Here is a 17075-nt window from a genome sequence, read left to right as displayed (position 1 = left end):
TTGGTTACACATATTATTCTACCTGCATTTATAAGGAATGTCTCAGCCATTTTTGAAATATAAAATTTAATTTTTGGATAAAAATAAGAGATTTGGGTTTTTGAATTCGCTTACAATTTTGTAATAGCCTAAATCTAGCTAAATATGAAATTATTAAGAATTGCAAAACAGAAAAAATCTTTTTTTGTTTTTTCTTTTTATTTTTTGAATAAATAAAGCGAACCTCTTCAATTCGATTGAAAAATAAAGAAATATCGACTTTAAAAGCCGATATTTCTATTAGTTTGCGCTGTTTTTCTCTTTTCTTCTTTGTAATTTTTGAATCGTTGAGCTCTCCTGTAAAAGCTCAGCTAATTCCAGCAAATTCTTAACACAAAGATCCGCCCCGTGTTGATAGAAAACTTCAGCCGTTTGTAGGTTCAATTGTTCCATTTCTTCTTTTGAGAGCTGTTTGTATTCCTCTAGAGATAGTCCCATCACCGAGCTTCCTTCAGTGATGGCAATACTCAAGACTCCCGCGTTTTTTCCTTCTTGAATATCCGAGATCGTATCGCCTACTTTGATTACTTCTTCCATTGAATGGTTTTGGAAATGGCGCATATTCTCAAAAATCATAAAGGGGTACGGTCGGCCTAAGGAATCGACCTCATCTGGTGTAACGACGAAATCAGGATGATAACCTTCCATCGTAGCTGTATTTAATACAACGGCCATCATTTCTTTAGTATAGCCAGTCGTAGAGCCAATGTTATAGCCGAATTGTTTGATTTTTTTCATTGCTTGCTTGGTTTCTGGTTTTAAATGACTGTTTTCTGCGAGATCCGCAAACAGGTATTTTTCAAAATCCTGATAGATACTGAGCACATCCTTTTCATCAGAAAAGCGTCCGTAAAGCTCAAACCATTGTTTTTTTACTTGTTCAAGCGAAAGCAGCTGCTTGATATGATCTATTTTAAGCATCCCCATTGGTTTTCGGATTTCTTCATTCGTAAGCTCGATCTGCTTATTTTCAAATGCCTTTTTGAAGGCATTGACCGGAGCCATACAGCCAAAATCAACCGTTGTCCCTGCCCAGTCTAAAATAATCGTTTTAACTGACATAAGCTACCTCCGAATAATTTTCAATAACTTTGACCAGCTGATCAATATCTTCTGGATAAATTTCACCGATATTTCCAATGCGGAAACAATCAACAGTGCTAATTTTTCCTGGATAGATCACAAAGCCATTTTGTTTTAAATGCTGATAAAAATGGTCGAAGTTAAAGGCACTCTGCTTGGGATATAAAAATGAAGTGATAAATGGTCCTTGATGCTGTTTGATGAAGGGCTGGTAGCCCAAGTCACTCATTTTTTGCCGCAGCAGTCGATTATTGGTTAAATACCGCATATAGCGTTGATAGATTCCGCCTTCTGCATCTAGCTCTTTTAACGCTTGGTGAAAAGCCAAAACCGTGTGAGTAGGTGATGTAAAACGCCATTTACCGTCCTTTTCCATCGTTTCATATTGATCATAAAGATCTAAAGACACCGTTCGTGAAAACTCTTTGCGCTGCTCCATCTGCTCTCGTTTAGCCAACGTGAAGGAAAAGCCTGGAACCCCTTGAACACATTTATTAGAGCTTGAGACTAGAAAATCGATGGACAAAGCCGAAACATCAATTGGAATTCCACCAAAGCTAGACATTGCATCCACGATAAATAGCAGCTCATTGTCTTTTACAAGTGCAGCGATCTCTTCTAACTCATTCAAAATACCGGAAGTTGTTTCACTATGAACCATCGCGATCGCAGAAATGGTTGGCTCATTTGCGAGAATTTTTTTTATGTCTGCTGCCTGCGGAATTTCATCTTCTGCGACTTCGTACACGCTGTAAGCCAAATGATGCCGTTCGCACATGCTGACCATTCGACGCCCGTAAGCGCCATTTACGCAAACGAGCACATGATCTTTTGGTCCCATCACGGAGCTCAGGACGGATTCCACACCAAATGATCCGCTTCCCTGCATTAAGATCGTCGTATATTCTGCTGGAGAAGCACCTGCTAAAGACAACAGCTTTTGTCGAATTTCCTGAGTAATCGTTTTGTATTCTTCATCCCATGTACAATGATCCACCATCATTGCTTGTTTAACCGTCTGAGTCGTCGTTAACGGTCCGGGTGTTAATAATTTGTAGTCCATGCTAAGCTCCTTAATCGATTAATTTTTGGTGCTGCTCTAATAATTCTGCGGTTAATTCTGTTGGAAAGACTTTTTGGTCCTTCGCTACGTGTGCGCTATCTACCTGCTCACCCTTGTACAGTGCACTTGGATAGATTTCCAATAAGTCTTTACGACCCTTTTCCAAAATTAAATCCAGCATTTTTTCTGCTTTTGGATTGGTTTTGTCGCCTTTATTAATCACTGCCAAGGATTCAGTTAATGTGTACGTTCCTTCTGAGGGTTCAACAAAATCAATCGGTAATCCATCCTGTTTATCTTTGACTGCCTGATGACGTAACCCAAATCCGATCGCAACCTCACCTAACCGAACCTTTTTCAACGGACCCGACCCAGAGCTTTCTAGGTGATCTCCCGCATTTTTGTAGATCCCCTTCAGGATCGTTTTCGCTTCGTCTTCCCCATAATTGTCAACTAACGCTTGGAACAGCAGCCACGCTGTAGACGATTGTTTGATATCTGAGATTGACAAGGCATCCTTGTATTTCGGATCGGCTAAATCTTTCAAACTAGTTGGAATTGGCAAGTTCATTTCCTTCATAACATCGGTATTATAGAAAATTGTTCCTTCTTGAACGGTAAAAGGGGCCGTATAATCCGGAATTTTCGTTAACGATTCGACTGGAAGTGTTAGTTCCTTGAACATCTTGTCTTTTTTCTGAGCACTATTTAAATAGAAGGTACTCATCGTCACTAAATCCGCTTCGATATTTTTTCCCTCCGCTAAGAGCTTTCCGCCTAGCTCAGAAGTGCCGAATGATTGCAGCGTGTATTTGCCCTTGTACCCATTTTTGTCTAAAACATTCTTGATTACCTCCACCGGTTCTTCATCAGCGTTGGTATAAATCGTGACTTTCTCGTCAGCCGCATTACTTTTGCTGCAAGCGCCTAATAATAGAAGGAAAAGCAAGCTTCCAAGCACTGCGAGTAGTTTTTTTCTGTTCATTCATCATTCTCCTTTTTATAACCTGAGTAATTCCTTGCATAACTAAATTGATTACTAGTAAAAACAGCGAAAGCATAAATATATCGTTAAACCGGCCAAAATGCTGAAGCTCTTTTAATTTGGCGGTAATAACCATCGTATTGGCACTTGTTAAGAAAATGACGGCACTGATTGTGACCATCGAGTTAAAAAAGTAATACGCGAAGATATCTACAATCGTCACCTTTGAATTCGGGATCAAAATTCGCCAAACTGTTTTCAACCAGCTATCGCCCATCAGCTTGGCGGTGTTCTCCCAGTTTAAATTCATTTTTTGCAGTGCCTCTTTCGCCATCTGATACGGTGTTGAAAAATAATGGATAACCGTCACGATCACTAAGATTAGTAATGTATTGTGCAGCTGGCTACCACTGAATAGCAACAAGTAAGCCACCCCCAAAACCATCCCGGGGATCGAATTCGTAATCGTAGCGATACTGTCAATTACTTGATTGACCTTATAAAGCTTCCGCTCTCTGGAGGTCAATATCGCCGCCGAATAGGCAATAATCGTCCCAACTCCCGCCGTCAACAAAGCCATCAGCAGTGAATTTTTCAAGGTTAAAATCAAGCTGTCATCTTGGATAAAGCGGGCGAAATTATTGAAGGTTGGGGTCAATTCATAGGGCCAATTGCTCACCATTGGAATAATGATCAAGACCGCGAATACTCCTAAAATGAAAAGAGAGATGCTGATGAAAAGTAGTCGAAAACACCAATCTCTTACCGGATTCTTTTTGATCACTGCCTGCCGTGGACGCTCATAGCGCACGACCTTCTTCTGTAAATAGTTCAATACTAAAATACTGATGATTGATGGCAGTAACATCGTTAAGGCCACTAATGACCCAAACTGGAAATCGGGAATGGTTCCCATGAAGCCTTCATATAATAATGTCGTGATGAACGGGGTTTGTCCTCCTACCGCGCTGGGAATCCCAAAGTCTGTAAAGGACATAAAAAAGCCCTGTAGAAAAGCCACCGCCAACACCCGCGTCAATGGATTCAAGATCGTTTTATAAAGCGAACGATACCAGCTATCCCCCATCAGGCGTGAAACAATGAATAGCTGAGTATCCAAATATTTCATCGAATTGTTGATCAAAATAAAGATCGGCGGTAATGTATAAATGATGAATCCCAATAAAATACCGATGGAGCCATAGATATGAAACAGTTCCTGTTGAAAAACCTTGCTCCACAATCCCTGCTTGCCAAAAGCATAAATAAGGACAAATCCGTAAGTGATCGTCGGCAATAGCATCGGAAAATGCAAAACACTTTCATTTACCTTTAAAAATCGCCGATTGATTCGGGTAAAATTATTTCCATAGGCCAAGAAAAAGCCTAATATTGTTGAACAGCTCGTGGCCGCTAAAGAATATTTCAAGCTGTTAGCAAATGATCGCTGCCATTCTGGTGTGAAAATGTCCAAGCTGCTCCCGCCGGATCGGGGGAAAGCTGTTAACACGATTTGAATGATCGGATAAGCTAAAAATAAAAAGAAGAAGATCAGTACACTCCAACTAATCACTCGTTTCAATGGAAAAGCTGCTCTCATGAAGCCACCATATTAACTGATTGCTGAAAGATTTGCTGAATGTTCTGTTGCTTGATCGCCAACTGATTAACGATAAACTCCTCAACAAAATGACAAGAAGCCTGACTCATGATTTCGATCGGCGAACTGCATTGCGCAACTTTTCCTTCATCTAAAACAACGATTTTATCTGACATCGTCAAGGCCTCTTCTGGATCGTGCGTAACAATGATGATGGTCAAATGAAGCTTGCGAGCAATTTCTTGGATTTTTTCTTTAATTGATTCCTTGATTACCCCATCCAGAGCACTCAATGGCTCATCCAACAAAAGCAGCTGCGGCTTCATCACTAATGTTCGGCCAAGTGCAACCCGCTGCTTTTGTCCGCCTGACAATTGATGAATCGGTTTTTCTAGGTGCTTTTCCAAATTCAACAATTCAATCAGCTCGTCAACCTCCGCTTTGGTGGAGCATTCTTTTTTATTGCGTAGTCCGTAGGTCAGATTTTGATAAGCTGTCAAATTAGGAAACAAGGCGTAATCCTGAAAGACAATATTGAAGGGACGTTTTTCCATCAATGTATGGGTAATCTTCTGATTATTGAAGAAAATTTCTCCCCCGCTTGGTTCATCCAACCCTAAAATCAAATTTAACAGCGTTGTTTTTCCTGAACCTGATTGCCCCAGGATTGAAACGATCTCACCAGACTCAATTTCTAAATTGATCCCATCTAGTACTGTCGTCTCCTGAAATTTTTTCGTGATATTCTCAAGTTTTAGCACCTGATCCACTCCTTTTTTTGTTTACCATTCTTTTATGCTCTTAGGCGATTTTCTAGCGAGTTTAACTTTTGCTTGCTCATTGTGAGCTGACTTCCTCTAATAAAAAGTATAGCGAAGGAGTGTAAAGGCACCGTCAAGTTCCTGCAAAGATAAAATAAAGATTGTTGTTTTTATGTAAAGAACGTAAATTTTTGTGCATAAACAACAAAAAATTACATCTGCCACTACTTGAATAAAGAAGGAAATTATTTACGGCTCAAAAACGTTGCACCCGCAACGTTTTTCTTCTATACTGTACTATGCTTGTTTAAACGCGAATTCGTAACTACCAAGGAGGAATAATCAGGTGGATTCTTTTGTAAAAATGATCAATCGTATTGCGCGGCTTTCCGCTTTGTATCGTGAAAAGGAATTTAAAAAATTGGACTTAGGGGAAATGCATCACGCCTACATCTTAAGTATTTGTGACGAGCCGGGAATTTCACAAGAAGCCTTGGCCTGCAAAATCTTTATCAATAAAAGCAATGTCGCTCGCCAATTGGCACAACTGGAGCAAAAAGGCTTCATTACGAGACAAAACGATGAGAAAGACGCACGTCGTTTACGAATCTTCCCCACAGATAAATCTTTGGCAATCGAAGCGGAAATCCGTTCGATCCTAGCAGACTGGAATCAAAAGCTGTTAGCTGAGATTCCGACTGAACAGCAACAGAACTTATTATCCGAATTGCAAACGATCGTAGAGAAAGCCGAAACAGAAATGTGTAAAAAGGAGTAAACATGAAATTAATTCTTAACTATCTAAAACCTTATCGTTCCCGTGTCACATTAGGTGTTATCATCAAATTTTTAGGGACCATGATGGAATTGGTTCTTCCGTGGAATTTGGCTTATATTCTAGATCAAGTGATTCCGCAAAAAGACCCAAAAAAAATCCTCTTCTGGGGCAGTGTCATGCTGACGGCTTCCGCTTTTGCTTTATGGGCAAACATCGTTGCCAATCGCATGGTCTCGCGAATCGCAAAAGATACGACAGAAAACATTCGCGGCGATCTATTTCAAAAAATCACCTATCTAGACACGACCCAAATTGAAGATGTGGGGGTCTCTTCATTAGTTTCACGTGTAACATCGGACACCTACAATATTCATTTGACCCTTGGTGTGATGATGCGGATGGGTATTCGCGCACCAATCCTTTTGGTCGGTGGAATCTTGATCACTACTACCTTAGACCCGATTTTGACTTTAGTTTTAGTGGCAGTGATGCCGATCATCTTTGTTATGGTGACGCATATCTCGAAAAAGGGCGTTCCCTTATTTGGAAAATTGCAAAAGCAAGTCGATCAGCTTGTGTTGACGGTGCGGGAAAATGTAACAGGCTCTCGCGTGATTAAAGCTTTGTCCAAAGAAGCCTACGAACGTCAGCGCTTTGAAAATGTCAACCAATCGTTAGTCAATGCGGAAACAACCGCCAATGTGACTTTAGCTGCCTCTCCAGCTTTATTGGATTTATTTTTGAATTTAGGTTTGACTCTAGTTATCGTCGTCAGTGCGTATCGTGTAAACGCCGGACTGACACAGCCAGGAGTCATCGTTGCCTTCTTGACCTATTTCACGATTATCCTGAACGCGATGCTTTCCATCACCCGCATCTTTGTCCTGTATTCCCGTGGTCTAGCTTCGGCTAATCGAATCAATGAAGTATTGCGCAAGAAACCAACATTGGTCCCAGGTACATTGGATCAAAGAAAAGCGGCTTCTACTAAATTGGTCTTCGATGATGTGACTTTTTCCTATCCTGATGGCGGACATGCGATCGAACACATCAGCTTCAGTGTCGATTCTGGCGAAACGTTAGGGATTATGGGAGCGACCGGCAGCGGAAAAACCACGATCGCCAGTCTGATTTTACGTCTATACGATCGAACTTCCGGTCAGATTCTATTAGACGGACAGGAAATCAAGCATTATTCCCTCGATGCGCTGCATCAAAAAATCGGTGCTGTCTTGCAAAAGGACGTGCTCTTTGCCGATACGATTCGAGAAAATATTTTGTTCGGTCGAAGCTTTTCGGAAGAGCAACTCCAACAAGCTATCGATGATGCGCAAGCACGAGAGTTTATCGACAAACTCGCTGATGGTCTGGAGCACCACTTGGAAGCAAAGGGACAAAATCTCAGTGGTGGGCAGAAACAACGCGTGCTCTTAGCGCGTGCTTTGATTGGGCAACCTGATCTGCTGATCCTAGACGATTCCTCCAGTGCGCTAGATTACCATACCGATGCGAATCTGCGAAAAGCGTTGCGGACACATTTTGGTGATACGACCAAAATTTTGATTGCTCAGCGAATCAGCTCGATCCAACACGCGGATAAAATCCTACTATTAAATAAGGGAAAAATGATCGGCTATGGCACTCATGAAGAATTATTAGCCGAAAATCCGACTTATCAAGAAATTTATCAAGGACAGACTGGAGGGCAAGTCATTGAAGAATAAAGGCTCACGCAGAGGTACGCTGCTTCGTTTGTGGGGATATTTGTATCAATTCAAATGGCTGCTGTTTTTAGCGGTCGTCTTGACGATTGCCAGTAACCTGTTTGCTTTAGTCGGTCCCCTATTATCTGGGTACGCGATTGATGCGATTCAGATCGGCAAAGGCAATGTCGCCTTTCAAAAAGTTTTCTTCTATTGTAGCTGGATGGTAGTTTTCTATGCAGCTTCCGCCATTTTAAGCTACGGGATCAAACGATTGATGATCTACTTGAGTCAAAAAATCGCGTTTCGTTTGCGGAAGGATCTGTTTGAGAAAATCGTTTCGCTGCCCGTTGGTTATTTTGATCAGCACCAAACTGGTGATATCGTCAGTCGAATGAGCTACGATATCGACACGATTAATACTTCGTTGGCCAGTGACTCAGTTCAAGTCTTGAGCAGTTTGGTCACCGTCATTGGTTCCTTTGTCATGATGCTAGTAATCTCGCCAGTAATGGTGACGATCTTTTTAGTTACTGTTCCCGCGTCGATTTTACTGACTCGTTACTTGACCAATAAGTTCCAGCCCTTATTCCGTAAACGTTCCGCCAAACTTGGTGAATTAAACGGGTTGACCGAGGAATTTTTATCCGGTGAACAAACCACCAAGGTCTATCATCAAGAAGAAACAATGATCACCCGCTTCGAAAAGAAAAATGAAGAAGCGATGACTGCTTATTACAATGCGGAATATTACGGCAGTATGACTGGTCCTTCTGTCAACTTCATCAACAATGTTTCATTATCATTGATCAGTATCTTAGGTGCCTTTCTATTCCTGTTTGGTCACTTAACATTAGGAAAACTTTCCTCGTTTGTTTTGTATTCACGAAAATTCTCCGGTCCGATCAATGAACTAGCAAATATTTTTAGTGACCTGCAATCGTCTATTGCCGCCGCTGAACGTATCTTCAAGTTATTAGACGAAGAACCTGAAGTTCAAGATGTAGAACACGCCTATGTTTTTGAAAAAGCCCGCGGGGATATTCGTTTTGACCATGTCTCCTTTGGCTATCAAGCAGATCAGCCGGTCATCAAAGATTTGTCCTTTGATATTTCTGCCGGCAGCGTCGTCGCTATCGTTGGTCCTACCGGTGCCGGAAAAACCACAATCGTGAATTTGCTGATGCGCTTTTATGATCCGGATAGCGGTGCGATTTACTTAGATGGACAAAATATCAAAGAAGCAACCCGCAGCAGTCTGCGAAAGCAATACGCGATGGTCTTGCAGGATACGTGGCTCTTTACCGGAACGATTTTTGAGAATCTGACCTATGGAAATGAAGATGCCACGTTAGAAGATGTGATCAAAGCGACGAAAGCCGCTCACATCCACGATTTTATCGCACAATTACCGAAGGGCTACGACACGGTGATGACCGAAGACGGTTTAGCAATCTCACAAGGGCAAAAGCAATTACTAACAATTGCTCGAGCGATGCTTTTAAATGCGGAATTATTGATTCTTGATGAAGCAACGTCGAATGTTGATACCCAGACCGAATTGCAGATCCAAGAAGCAATGGGCCGATTAATGGTCAACAAAACCTCCTTCATCATTGCTCACCGCCTCTCGACCATTCGTGAAGCTGATTTGATCTTAGTCGTCAATGACGGCAATATTGTCGAGCAAGGGAATCACGAAGAGTTGCTGGCTAAACAAGGACGCTATTATCAACTGCATCAAGCCCAATTCGAAAATTAAAAAGACTAGAGCCACCACATTTTAATCGTGGAAACTCTAGTCTTATTTTGTATTTAAAGCAATTTGCTGAATCTTTTCTGCGAAAAGTTCTGGTTCATTGATCCAAGAGTTATGTCCGGAGTGTTCAAACCAAATGATTTCCTTGCTGGGAGCGACTAATTTTTGATAGTAATCTTCAGCTAAGTGGCGCATTGATATCGTGCTTGCCTAGTAAAAAATAGACAGGAATATCTAGTCTTGAGTAATCCTTCCTCAAATCTACATCGTATAGTTGCGGATACACATGATTGAAGGTTTGCAGAATGCCCCGCAGATAATTGATCTTATCCAAGATGCCATACTCTTTCGCTGCAAGATCCCGCATCGTTTGGAAGCCGCCATTTTGAATCTCAGGATTTCTTGCCATCCTTTGACTGAGATAGTTGAGATAGGTCGCGCTTTTGGTGGTAACTGAATTGCCATAATAAGGCGGTTCGCCATTTTTTCTTAGTGTATCCACGACCTTTTGATCGCCATTTTCCTTTGCCAGCTTCATGGTCAGCGCGTAATCGATCTTCTCCGTTTCTTCAAAGGCCACCATTTGCCCGGTGCCTATAAAAGCATGGTACAGCTCCGGTTGTTCCTTTGCCATAAAAATTCCTAGTGCACTCCCCCACGATTCTCCTAAAAGATAAAGCTTTTCCTGATTGAACTCTTTTAACAACGAACGAACCAAGGCCGTTCCATCTTCAACGTAAATTTCAGGGGTCAAATTTTTCCGCGGGATCGCTGAGAAAGATTTTCCTGAACCAGGCTGTTCCCAGTTAACTACGACAAAATTCTTTTCTAATTTTGCAAGTTCATAACGTGTCGCTGCCAGCTGTGATCCCCCCGGTCCGCCAGCTAAAAATAGAAGGACTGGCTTGCTGCGATTTTCTCCCCGAATGCTGATCCATTCCTTACGACCATTCAATTCAACCTTCCGCAACTCTGCAATACTGTTCTCCTTAGCGATTTTCGGTGTCGCTACCGTCAGCTGAGTGATCACTATTAAGGTAATTCCTAAAACCAGGACTATCAACATCCCTAACAAACTTCTTCTCACTCCTTTTGTTGCAAATAGGACCTGTCTTCCGCGAAATCGATTAAATAAATAAAGCAACCCTTTGATCAGTAATCCTACACTGAACAAAACAAGTAGCAACACACTGATGATAAATCCACCTAACACTAACAAAATAACCCCTCCCTCATTTTTGACCACCGTTCAACAATTTCATCATAACAACTTTTTGAACGACGGTCAACTCGATATGCTATACTATTTTTTGGAGGTTGATTCGATGAGTAAACGAGAATTGATTTTAGATGCCTTGCAGGAGCTGCTTTACGAAGGAACTGCCGGTACCGCTTCTGTTCAAGATATTGCCACAAAAGCGGGGATCGCAAAAGGCGGACTCTACTATTATTTCAAAAGTAAAGAGGAAGTCTTAGATGCCTTAGTTGAACGCCAATACAATCACGTGATTGAAACCTGTCGGACAAAATTAGCCGCTGTCGAGGCTCCAGCCTTAGAAAAAATAAAGCTATTACTGTATTTTTATCGCAGTACCGCTGTCGATCAGACTATCGACAGCGCGTTGCATGAACCGCAAAATGCCGCGATCCATCAGAAATCGATGGCCTTTATCATGGGACGTCTTGCACCAATCGTCGCTGACATTTTGCAGCAGGGAGTCAAAGAGAACGTTTTTGTCTGTGAGCAACCCGAACAGCTAGCGGAAATTTTACTGTCGCCGATTATTTTTTTACTCGATCCCGGCTTATTCACTTGGACCGATCAAGAAGTACAAATGAAGCTAACGGTTTTAGCACAAATGCTAGAGGCTAGTCTTCAGGCTCCGACCAATTCATTTGCTTTTCTATATGAAAATTGGACAACACAGCGTTTAAATAAAAAAAGTTGAAGGCAGTTCAGAATTATCTGCCTTCAACTTTTTAACTATTCAACATGTTTTCAACCATTTCTTTTCCGAGGAAGGTCTTCTCGCCTAGTTCCTCCACAGTCATTCCATCAGCAGCCAAACGCTTCACCATGACCGTCAGATCTTCTCCGACTTGGATCACATGCTTATCTGGATCATAAAAGCAGGCAACCTTTTGCCCCCATTCCATCGTAGCGACGTCTCGTAAAAAATCTAACTCCTCTTCCTTTGTCCGCTCGATAAAGCCATCAAAGTCCTTCGTTTCAAAATAGAACTCTACCGTATTATTCTGATAGTTGAATGACTCTGGATCACAGCCGGTAAATCGAATCCACGATTCCTCCGTTTGTAATGACAAGCCGCCATTGAAGGTCACATTCTCGCCAAAATCAGAAACAATATCCACCTCTAAAAATTTACGATAGAATGCTTTTGACCGCTCCATATCCTTCACTACTAGCATAGGTCCCCGATATTCCATCACATTCCTCCATTCTTTTAAACCGTTTACATTATTGTATACTATATCACAAAAGACCGGCTTACTGCTTCTGTATAAACAAAAAATCTTGAAGCTTTTCCAGCTCCAAGATTTTTATCGTTAGTTTACTTCTGCATAACTAAGCTTTTTACCAGTCATTTCCTCATAATCCTTAACCATGATCTCCCAAGCTTTAGCGATATCTTCGTCTAAACCAAAGAGTCCGCTGCGACCGACGATGTAAATATCTGGCCCGGCTGCATCAATCCGTTTGAAGGACTTGCGGTTGGAGGAACCATCCATTTCGATCACGTAATCGTACCCTTTTTCTTCACGCAATTCGCGGAGCGCCACGATCTTATCTAAGGTGCTTTCGATAAAACGCTGCCCGGCAAAGCCCGGATCAATCGTCATAATCGTGATCTTATCAACCAGCTCGATATAAGGGAAAATCGTTTCAATCGGTGTTTCAGGATTCAACACGATCCCAGCCTTCAAACCGGCGTCGTGAATTTGATCAATCAAACGAAAGGCTAAACCATCTAACACCTCTGCATGCATACAGATCCATTCACACTGCAAATCTACTAGCTGCTGTACCCAAAAACTTGGGTCTGTCACCATCAGATGCGCCGACATCGGCAACGTGGTGATCTTCCGCAATTCTTCAATGAACCAAGGAGATAAGGTAATGTTCGGCACATAATGCCCGTCCATAATATCAATATGATAAGAATCTACCTTGTCATTCAAAAAAGTGATCTGTTCTTTAAACTTATCTAAATCCATCGTCATCAGTGATGGAGAGAATTCTACTTTTTTCATGTGTCGCCACTCTTTCCGTATTAAAAGATTTGAATATCTTCTAGGTTGATGTCGTCTTCTTCTTTTTCAACCTGCATCGCCGCATCTTCTTCTGTCACATTTTTCTTGATTACAGCTAAGACGACTGCTGTTACGACCACGTTGACTAAAATCGCGATCACACCTGCCCATGGTCTCGACATTGTCGGGATCATTAGTACTCCGCCAAACGGTACTGTCGCATCTGCGCCTAAGATCATTGTTGTTGCGCCACCAGCAAAACCACCGATAGCTGTTGCTACAACACCTCGCACGATATCGTTCATAACTAACGGAATGACCCCTTCAACGATATTGATCACACCCATTGGGACTGCTGACTTCAAGGTTTCAACTTCTAATTTCGTGTAGATGTTTTTACCAAATAATTTTGCGATGAAAAAGGCCAAGCCAAATCCAATTGGTGTTGCTGTATTCACTAACTGTAAAGCAGTAATCGGACCGTTCAATCCTTCTGCTTGCATCGTCAACACAAAAGCAAAAACTGTTTTGTTGATCGGACCGCCATAGTCAACACCACTTAACAGACCGATCACACCACCGAATACTAATAACGAAGAATTGCCTAAACCATCCAAGAAGTTTGTTAATAATGATGTTAATGCCGCAATTGGTGCCCCAATGATATAGACCATGATCAACCCGCCGATGATTGATGTTAAGAATGGAATGATCAGCGTTGGCATTAACCCTTTTGCCCAATTTGGTAATTTCACATATTTTAAAATTGCTACTACTAGATAACCTGCTAAGTAACCACCTAAGATTCCGCCGATAAAACCAGCACCGATAGCATTTGCTGTCAAACCAATGATGAACCCGGGAGCGATCCCTGGTTTGCCGCCGATTGAATAGGAGATACCCGTCGCAATCACGACTGGCAGTAAGCCTAAGCCTTTACCGCCCATCGTTGCCAACGCATCCCAAATCGTAAACTTCCCTTGCACCAATGCATCCTGACTTGAACCGCCAAAGGCCATTCCGATGGCGATTAAGAATCCGGCACCACAGACGATCGGAATCAAATAAGAGATCGCCGTCAATAAGTGTCCTTTAAGATTTAACTCTTTAATTTTTTTCATTTTTCTTCCTCCATTTAACTAAGCGAATGCTTCAACAACATCTTCTGGCTTTTTCGCCTGCAACAGATTAACGACCACTTCATCGTTGCCCAGTTTTCTGGCAAACAGCGACAATAATTTCAAATGATTGGTCGCGCCGTCATTGTCATTACCCACCGCGAAAAGAATGATCCCCTTCACGCCTTTGCCATCTAAACTTTCCCAAGGAATTTCCTCTTGATTGATCCCGATCGCCACGCCAATCTTGTTGACATAAGCACTTTTTCCATGAGGAATCGCGATATAATTTCCAATACCCGTTTGGCCTTCCGACTCCCGTGCATAAATATCTTTGATAAACCCTTCTACTTCTGAAATGTAGCCATTCGTCAATAACTGATTCGCCAGATCATTCAAGGCGTCATCCTTGGTCTTGGCGGTCATATTGGTTTTGACGATGTCTAAATCCACAATATCCTTTACTTCCATTTCAATTCCCCCTAAACCTTTTGAGCAACAACCTCTTGGGCTTTTTCAATCAATTTGTTTGGTGACTTAACGGCGATTTCTGTCGGTACTTGAATGATTCGTTTGCCGTCAAAACGTTCTCTGCCGGAAATTTTTACATCAACTGCCAAGATTACGATATCCGCTTGGTCAATCTCTTCTTGCGTTAATTCATTTTCGATCCCGATCGTTCCTTGCGTTTCTACTTTCATTTCACAACCCGCTTTTTTGGCGGCATTTTCTAATTTTTCTTGCGCAATGTAAGTGTGGGCAATTCCCACTGTACATGCTGCTACTCCAACGATTTTCATCATTTATTCCTCCTATAAAATATGGTAAATTGCCGGTTCATTTTCAAGACTTAGTAATTGTTCGATAAAATCATCGTCTGCTAAGCGCCGTGTGAATTGGGCAATTTTCTTCTTAGTTTCTTGACTCTCGTTACTCTTCAATAGAATAGTAATTATCAGCTGGACTGCCGGTGTCTTCTCGTCAAAATCAATCGGTTCTGCTAAACGGATCAGTAGGACCTGACTTTGTTTGATCTTCGGGCTTTCTAAATGAGGCAAGATGACATGCTCCGCGATCATCGTATTCCCGACTTTTTCCCGCTGCTGCAACAAATCGATCAATTCTTCCACCTCGGCTGGATTAGCAAACTCCGCGATAAAACGCTGTACGTGTGCTTTGTCTTTAAATGGCTGGTCCAAGAATACTTGAAAAAAATTATCGTTCATCATAAATCGCCTCGATTTTCTTTTGTAGTCGGGTTTGATCATCTCGTGTGAACATCGCACTGACTAACAAGGATGGGATAGGGATCCTATCGCTGACACTGATCGTGGTTAAAATCAGATCGACGCCTGGATATTTTTCCGTAAAATGTTTTGCATCCCTTGAAGCTACGACATCAACAACCTCCAACTCAGGAAATTTCTTTTCGATCTTGACTCGCAACAGCTCTGAAGTACCGACACCTGTCGTACACATGATCACCGTACGAATTGGTAATTGGTTCGTTTCAATGATTCGTGCGAAATACAAAGTGATAAAGCCATTCTCGTCTTCGTTGATCTTCGGCAGTTCAAAACGCTGACTCACCTCATCAGAAACATCACTGACATCTGAAAAGATGGCTTCATAGGTCATTTTAATCTGATCCAATAGACTATTTTTTACATGAATGCCATGTTCTAAGCGATTAAGCATAGGCTTGATGTGATTCGCTAAATCAAGAAAGATCGAATCGCCTTTCGCAGAGATATTCAGCCGCTGACTCATACTATCCAGATAAGTATTGGTAATTTCCACGACCTTTGAAGAAAATTTTGTTACTTTACTTAACGAGCCTTGCATCCGCGATGAGGCTAAGTATTGATAAAGATAGTAAACTTCTGACTCTGGCAGCTCATTGTGCAAATACTTTTCAACATTTTTAATTGAAGACTTAGCAACCTGATAAAGTGCTTTGTCTTGCTCCAAACGTTCCTGATCCTTTTTAGAAAGCGGACTCATTTCTTCGTTCGGAAGCCTATGAACCTTACGCAAACGGCTGATTAAAATATACAAATGAGAAAAAATATTGACATTATAGGGATACGGGATCGTCAATTGCAATTGCTTTTCAATCAACTTCAGCTGGTCTAAGATAAACAGCACATCATAATTATTGAAGTTCAGCTCTGAATGATGCTTCAGTTCATCAATTTCAATGATATTATGCACCTGAATCAAATCAGCAATCGCTCGCCGCAGATTCGCCTCTTTCCCTAAAATCGCCAATGTCCGCTGCTTGCGTTCCAATTTCAATTCGTAACGCTGCAGGTGTTCAGCGATCACTTGCTCATCACTGAAAATGACTGACTCGCCAACATAATAATCTTCAAACAGGTCGTAAACATTTTTCGTATTCGGCGATGAAAGCAGTAGCTCCTCCATCACACGATTTCTACGCTCCTGCGGAGAATATTGACTGCGCTGATTGGGTTGAATGTTTGCTTGGCTGATATATTTTTCGTAGTTTAATTTGTAGCCTCGCCCCTTTTCTGACTGGATCAGTCCCTCGCCATGTGTTTCGTTGATTTTTTTAATTAGGCGATAAATTGTTTTTTGCGAAGTTTCTAGATGCTCCGCCAATTCCTCGGACGTGATGTAATCATGTCGTTTCGTTAGAAGTAGTAACAGCCTTTGTTCACGATTTTTCTTTGCTCCCATGGCTATCAACCTCCCCTTCTTGTTTTTATCATAACCTGCCAGAAAGAAAACGCTTCACTCGTTTTTGACCGTTGCAACGGACAAAAAATAAAACGCCTCACTTTCATTATAGTCAGGAAGCGTTCATAAAGCAGAAAATATCCCAATCATTCATAAAAATTATCCGAAAATCCATCAAAGGGACTTTGCGAATTTTTTTAAAGCCAGACT

The 17075-nt window shown here is 41.6% G+C and carries 18 protein-coding genes; 4 read left to right on the top strand and 14 right to left on the bottom strand.

Translation table 11 applies throughout. From position 1 onward, the window contains the following. Positions 1 to 279: 279 nt before the first annotated feature. From phnX to KQI58_RS12470, 5 genes are read right to left on the bottom strand one after another with little or no spacing between them, the layout of a single operon-like run. A complete protein-coding gene (gene phnX, locus KQI58_RS12490; protein ID WP_216409421.1) occupies positions 280 to 1101 on the bottom strand; it encodes a phosphonoacetaldehyde hydrolase in 822 nt (273 codons plus the stop codon). Next, a complete protein-coding gene (gene phnW / locus KQI58_RS12485; protein ID WP_216409420.1) occupies positions 1091 to 2185 on the bottom strand; it encodes a 2-aminoethylphosphonate--pyruvate transaminase in 1095 nt (364 codons plus the stop codon). The genes phnX and phnW overlap by 11 nt, the downstream gene beginning before the upstream one ends. A 10-nt stretch (positions 2186 to 2195) precedes the next feature. Beyond that, on the bottom strand, positions 2196 to 3170 hold the full coding sequence (locus KQI58_RS12480; RefSeq protein WP_216409419.1) for an extracellular solute-binding protein: 975 nt from the start codon (positions 3168 to 3170) through the stop codon (positions 2196 to 2198). Beyond that, a complete protein-coding gene (locus tag KQI58_RS12475) occupies positions 3094 to 4770 on the bottom strand; it encodes an ABC transporter permease subunit (RefSeq protein WP_216409418.1) in 1677 nt (558 codons plus the stop codon). Before KQI58_RS12475 ends, KQI58_RS12480 begins: the two co-directional genes overlap by 77 nt. Next, positions 4767 to 5531, bottom strand: coding sequence for an ABC transporter ATP-binding protein (locus KQI58_RS12470; RefSeq protein ID WP_216409417.1), 765 nt, complete (start codon positions 5529 to 5531; stop codon positions 4767 to 4769). Before KQI58_RS12470 ends, KQI58_RS12475 begins: the two co-directional genes overlap by 4 nt. Before the next feature lie 346 nt (positions 5532 to 5877). Here KQI58_RS12470 and KQI58_RS12465 point away from each other — a divergent pair, with 346 nt between their 5' ends. Genes KQI58_RS12465 through KQI58_RS12455 form a run of 3 tightly spaced genes read left to right on the top strand, consistent with a single transcriptional unit; the run spans position 5878 to position 9774 of the window. Beyond that, the gene (locus KQI58_RS12465) at positions 5878 to 6309 is read left to right on the top strand and encodes a MarR family winged helix-turn-helix transcriptional regulator (protein WP_216409416.1); all 432 of its coding nucleotides are present in this window, start codon (positions 5878 to 5880) and stop codon (positions 6307 to 6309) included. A gap of 2 nt (positions 6310 to 6311) precedes the next feature. After that, entirely contained in the window at positions 6312 to 8033 is a 1722-nt protein-coding gene (locus KQI58_RS12460) for an ABC transporter ATP-binding protein (RefSeq protein WP_216409415.1), read from the top strand. Further along, positions 8023 to 9774: an ABC transporter ATP-binding protein gene (locus KQI58_RS12455; protein WP_216409414.1), complete on the top strand. Its 1752-nt coding sequence runs from the start codon at positions 8023 to 8025 to the stop codon at positions 9772 to 9774. Before KQI58_RS12460 ends, KQI58_RS12455 begins: the two co-directional genes overlap by 11 nt. 42 nt (positions 9775 to 9816) lie before the next feature. On the opposite strand, the gene KQI58_RS22750 is transcribed toward KQI58_RS12455, so the two are convergent. Both KQI58_RS22750 and KQI58_RS12450 read right to left on the bottom strand, forming a co-directional pair. Next, on the bottom strand, positions 9817 to 9966 hold the full coding sequence (locus tag KQI58_RS22750; protein ID WP_253295932.1) for a hypothetical protein: 150 nt from the start codon (positions 9964 to 9966) through the stop codon (positions 9817 to 9819). Beyond that, entirely contained in the window at positions 9950 to 10984 is a 1035-nt protein-coding gene (locus KQI58_RS12450; protein ID WP_367397938.1) for an alpha/beta hydrolase, read from the bottom strand. The genes KQI58_RS22750 and KQI58_RS12450 overlap by 17 nt, the downstream gene beginning before the upstream one ends. A 112-nt stretch (positions 10985 to 11096) precedes the next feature. On the opposite strand from KQI58_RS12450, the gene KQI58_RS12445 reads away from it, so the two are divergent. After that, complete coding sequence (locus KQI58_RS12445) at positions 11097 to 11720, top strand: TetR/AcrR family transcriptional regulator (RefSeq protein WP_216409413.1); 624 nt, start codon at positions 11097 to 11099, stop codon at positions 11718 to 11720. A gap of 31 nt (positions 11721 to 11751) precedes the next feature. Here KQI58_RS12445 and KQI58_RS12440 read toward each other — a convergent pair whose 3' ends face one another. The 7 genes from KQI58_RS12440 to KQI58_RS12410 all read right to left on the bottom strand — a co-directional run bounded on the left by KQI58_RS12440 (position 11752) and on the right by KQI58_RS12410 (position 16865). Next, on the bottom strand, positions 11752 to 12219 hold the full coding sequence (locus tag KQI58_RS12440; protein WP_216409412.1) for a VOC family protein: 468 nt from the start codon (positions 12217 to 12219) through the stop codon (positions 11752 to 11754). 120 nt (positions 12220 to 12339) lie between these two features. Further along, positions 12340 to 13044 carry a D-allulose 6-phosphate 3-epimerase gene (gene alsE / locus KQI58_RS12435; protein WP_016181764.1) on the bottom strand — a complete coding sequence of 235 codons (705 nt, stop codon included), beginning with the start codon at positions 13042 to 13044 and terminating at the stop codon, positions 12340 to 12342. Positions 13045 to 13064: 20 nt separating this feature from the next. Continuing rightward, complete coding sequence (locus tag KQI58_RS12430) at positions 13065 to 14165, bottom strand: PTS fructose transporter subunit IIC (RefSeq protein WP_216409411.1); 1101 nt, start codon at positions 14163 to 14165, stop codon at positions 13065 to 13067. A gap of 18 nt (positions 14166 to 14183) precedes the next feature. Continuing rightward, positions 14184 to 14633, bottom strand: coding sequence for a PTS sugar transporter subunit IIA (locus tag KQI58_RS12425; protein WP_216409410.1), 450 nt, complete (start codon positions 14631 to 14633; stop codon positions 14184 to 14186). An 11-nt stretch (positions 14634 to 14644) separates the two neighbouring features. Next, positions 14645 to 14962, bottom strand: coding sequence for a PTS fructose transporter subunit IIB (locus KQI58_RS12420; RefSeq protein WP_090404353.1), 318 nt, complete (start codon positions 14960 to 14962; stop codon positions 14645 to 14647). A gap of 12 nt (positions 14963 to 14974) precedes the next feature. Beyond that, the gene (locus KQI58_RS12415; protein ID WP_253295930.1) at positions 14975 to 15388 is read right to left on the bottom strand and encodes a PTS sugar transporter subunit IIA; all 414 of its coding nucleotides are present in this window, start codon (positions 15386 to 15388) and stop codon (positions 14975 to 14977) included. After that, entirely contained in the window at positions 15378 to 16865 is a 1488-nt protein-coding gene (locus KQI58_RS12410) for a BglG family transcription antiterminator (RefSeq protein WP_216409408.1), read from the bottom strand. Before KQI58_RS12410 ends, KQI58_RS12415 begins: the two co-directional genes overlap by 11 nt. Positions 16866 to 17075: the final 210 nt, after the last annotated feature.

It is taken from the genome of Enterococcus raffinosus (genome assembly GCF_018917525.1).
Lineage (GTDB): Bacteria > Bacillota > Bacilli > Lactobacillales > Enterococcaceae > Enterococcus_A > Enterococcus_A raffinosus_A.
The sequence above is the reverse complement of the archived record's forward strand: the minus strand, read 5'-3'. Positions and strand labels throughout refer to the sequence as shown.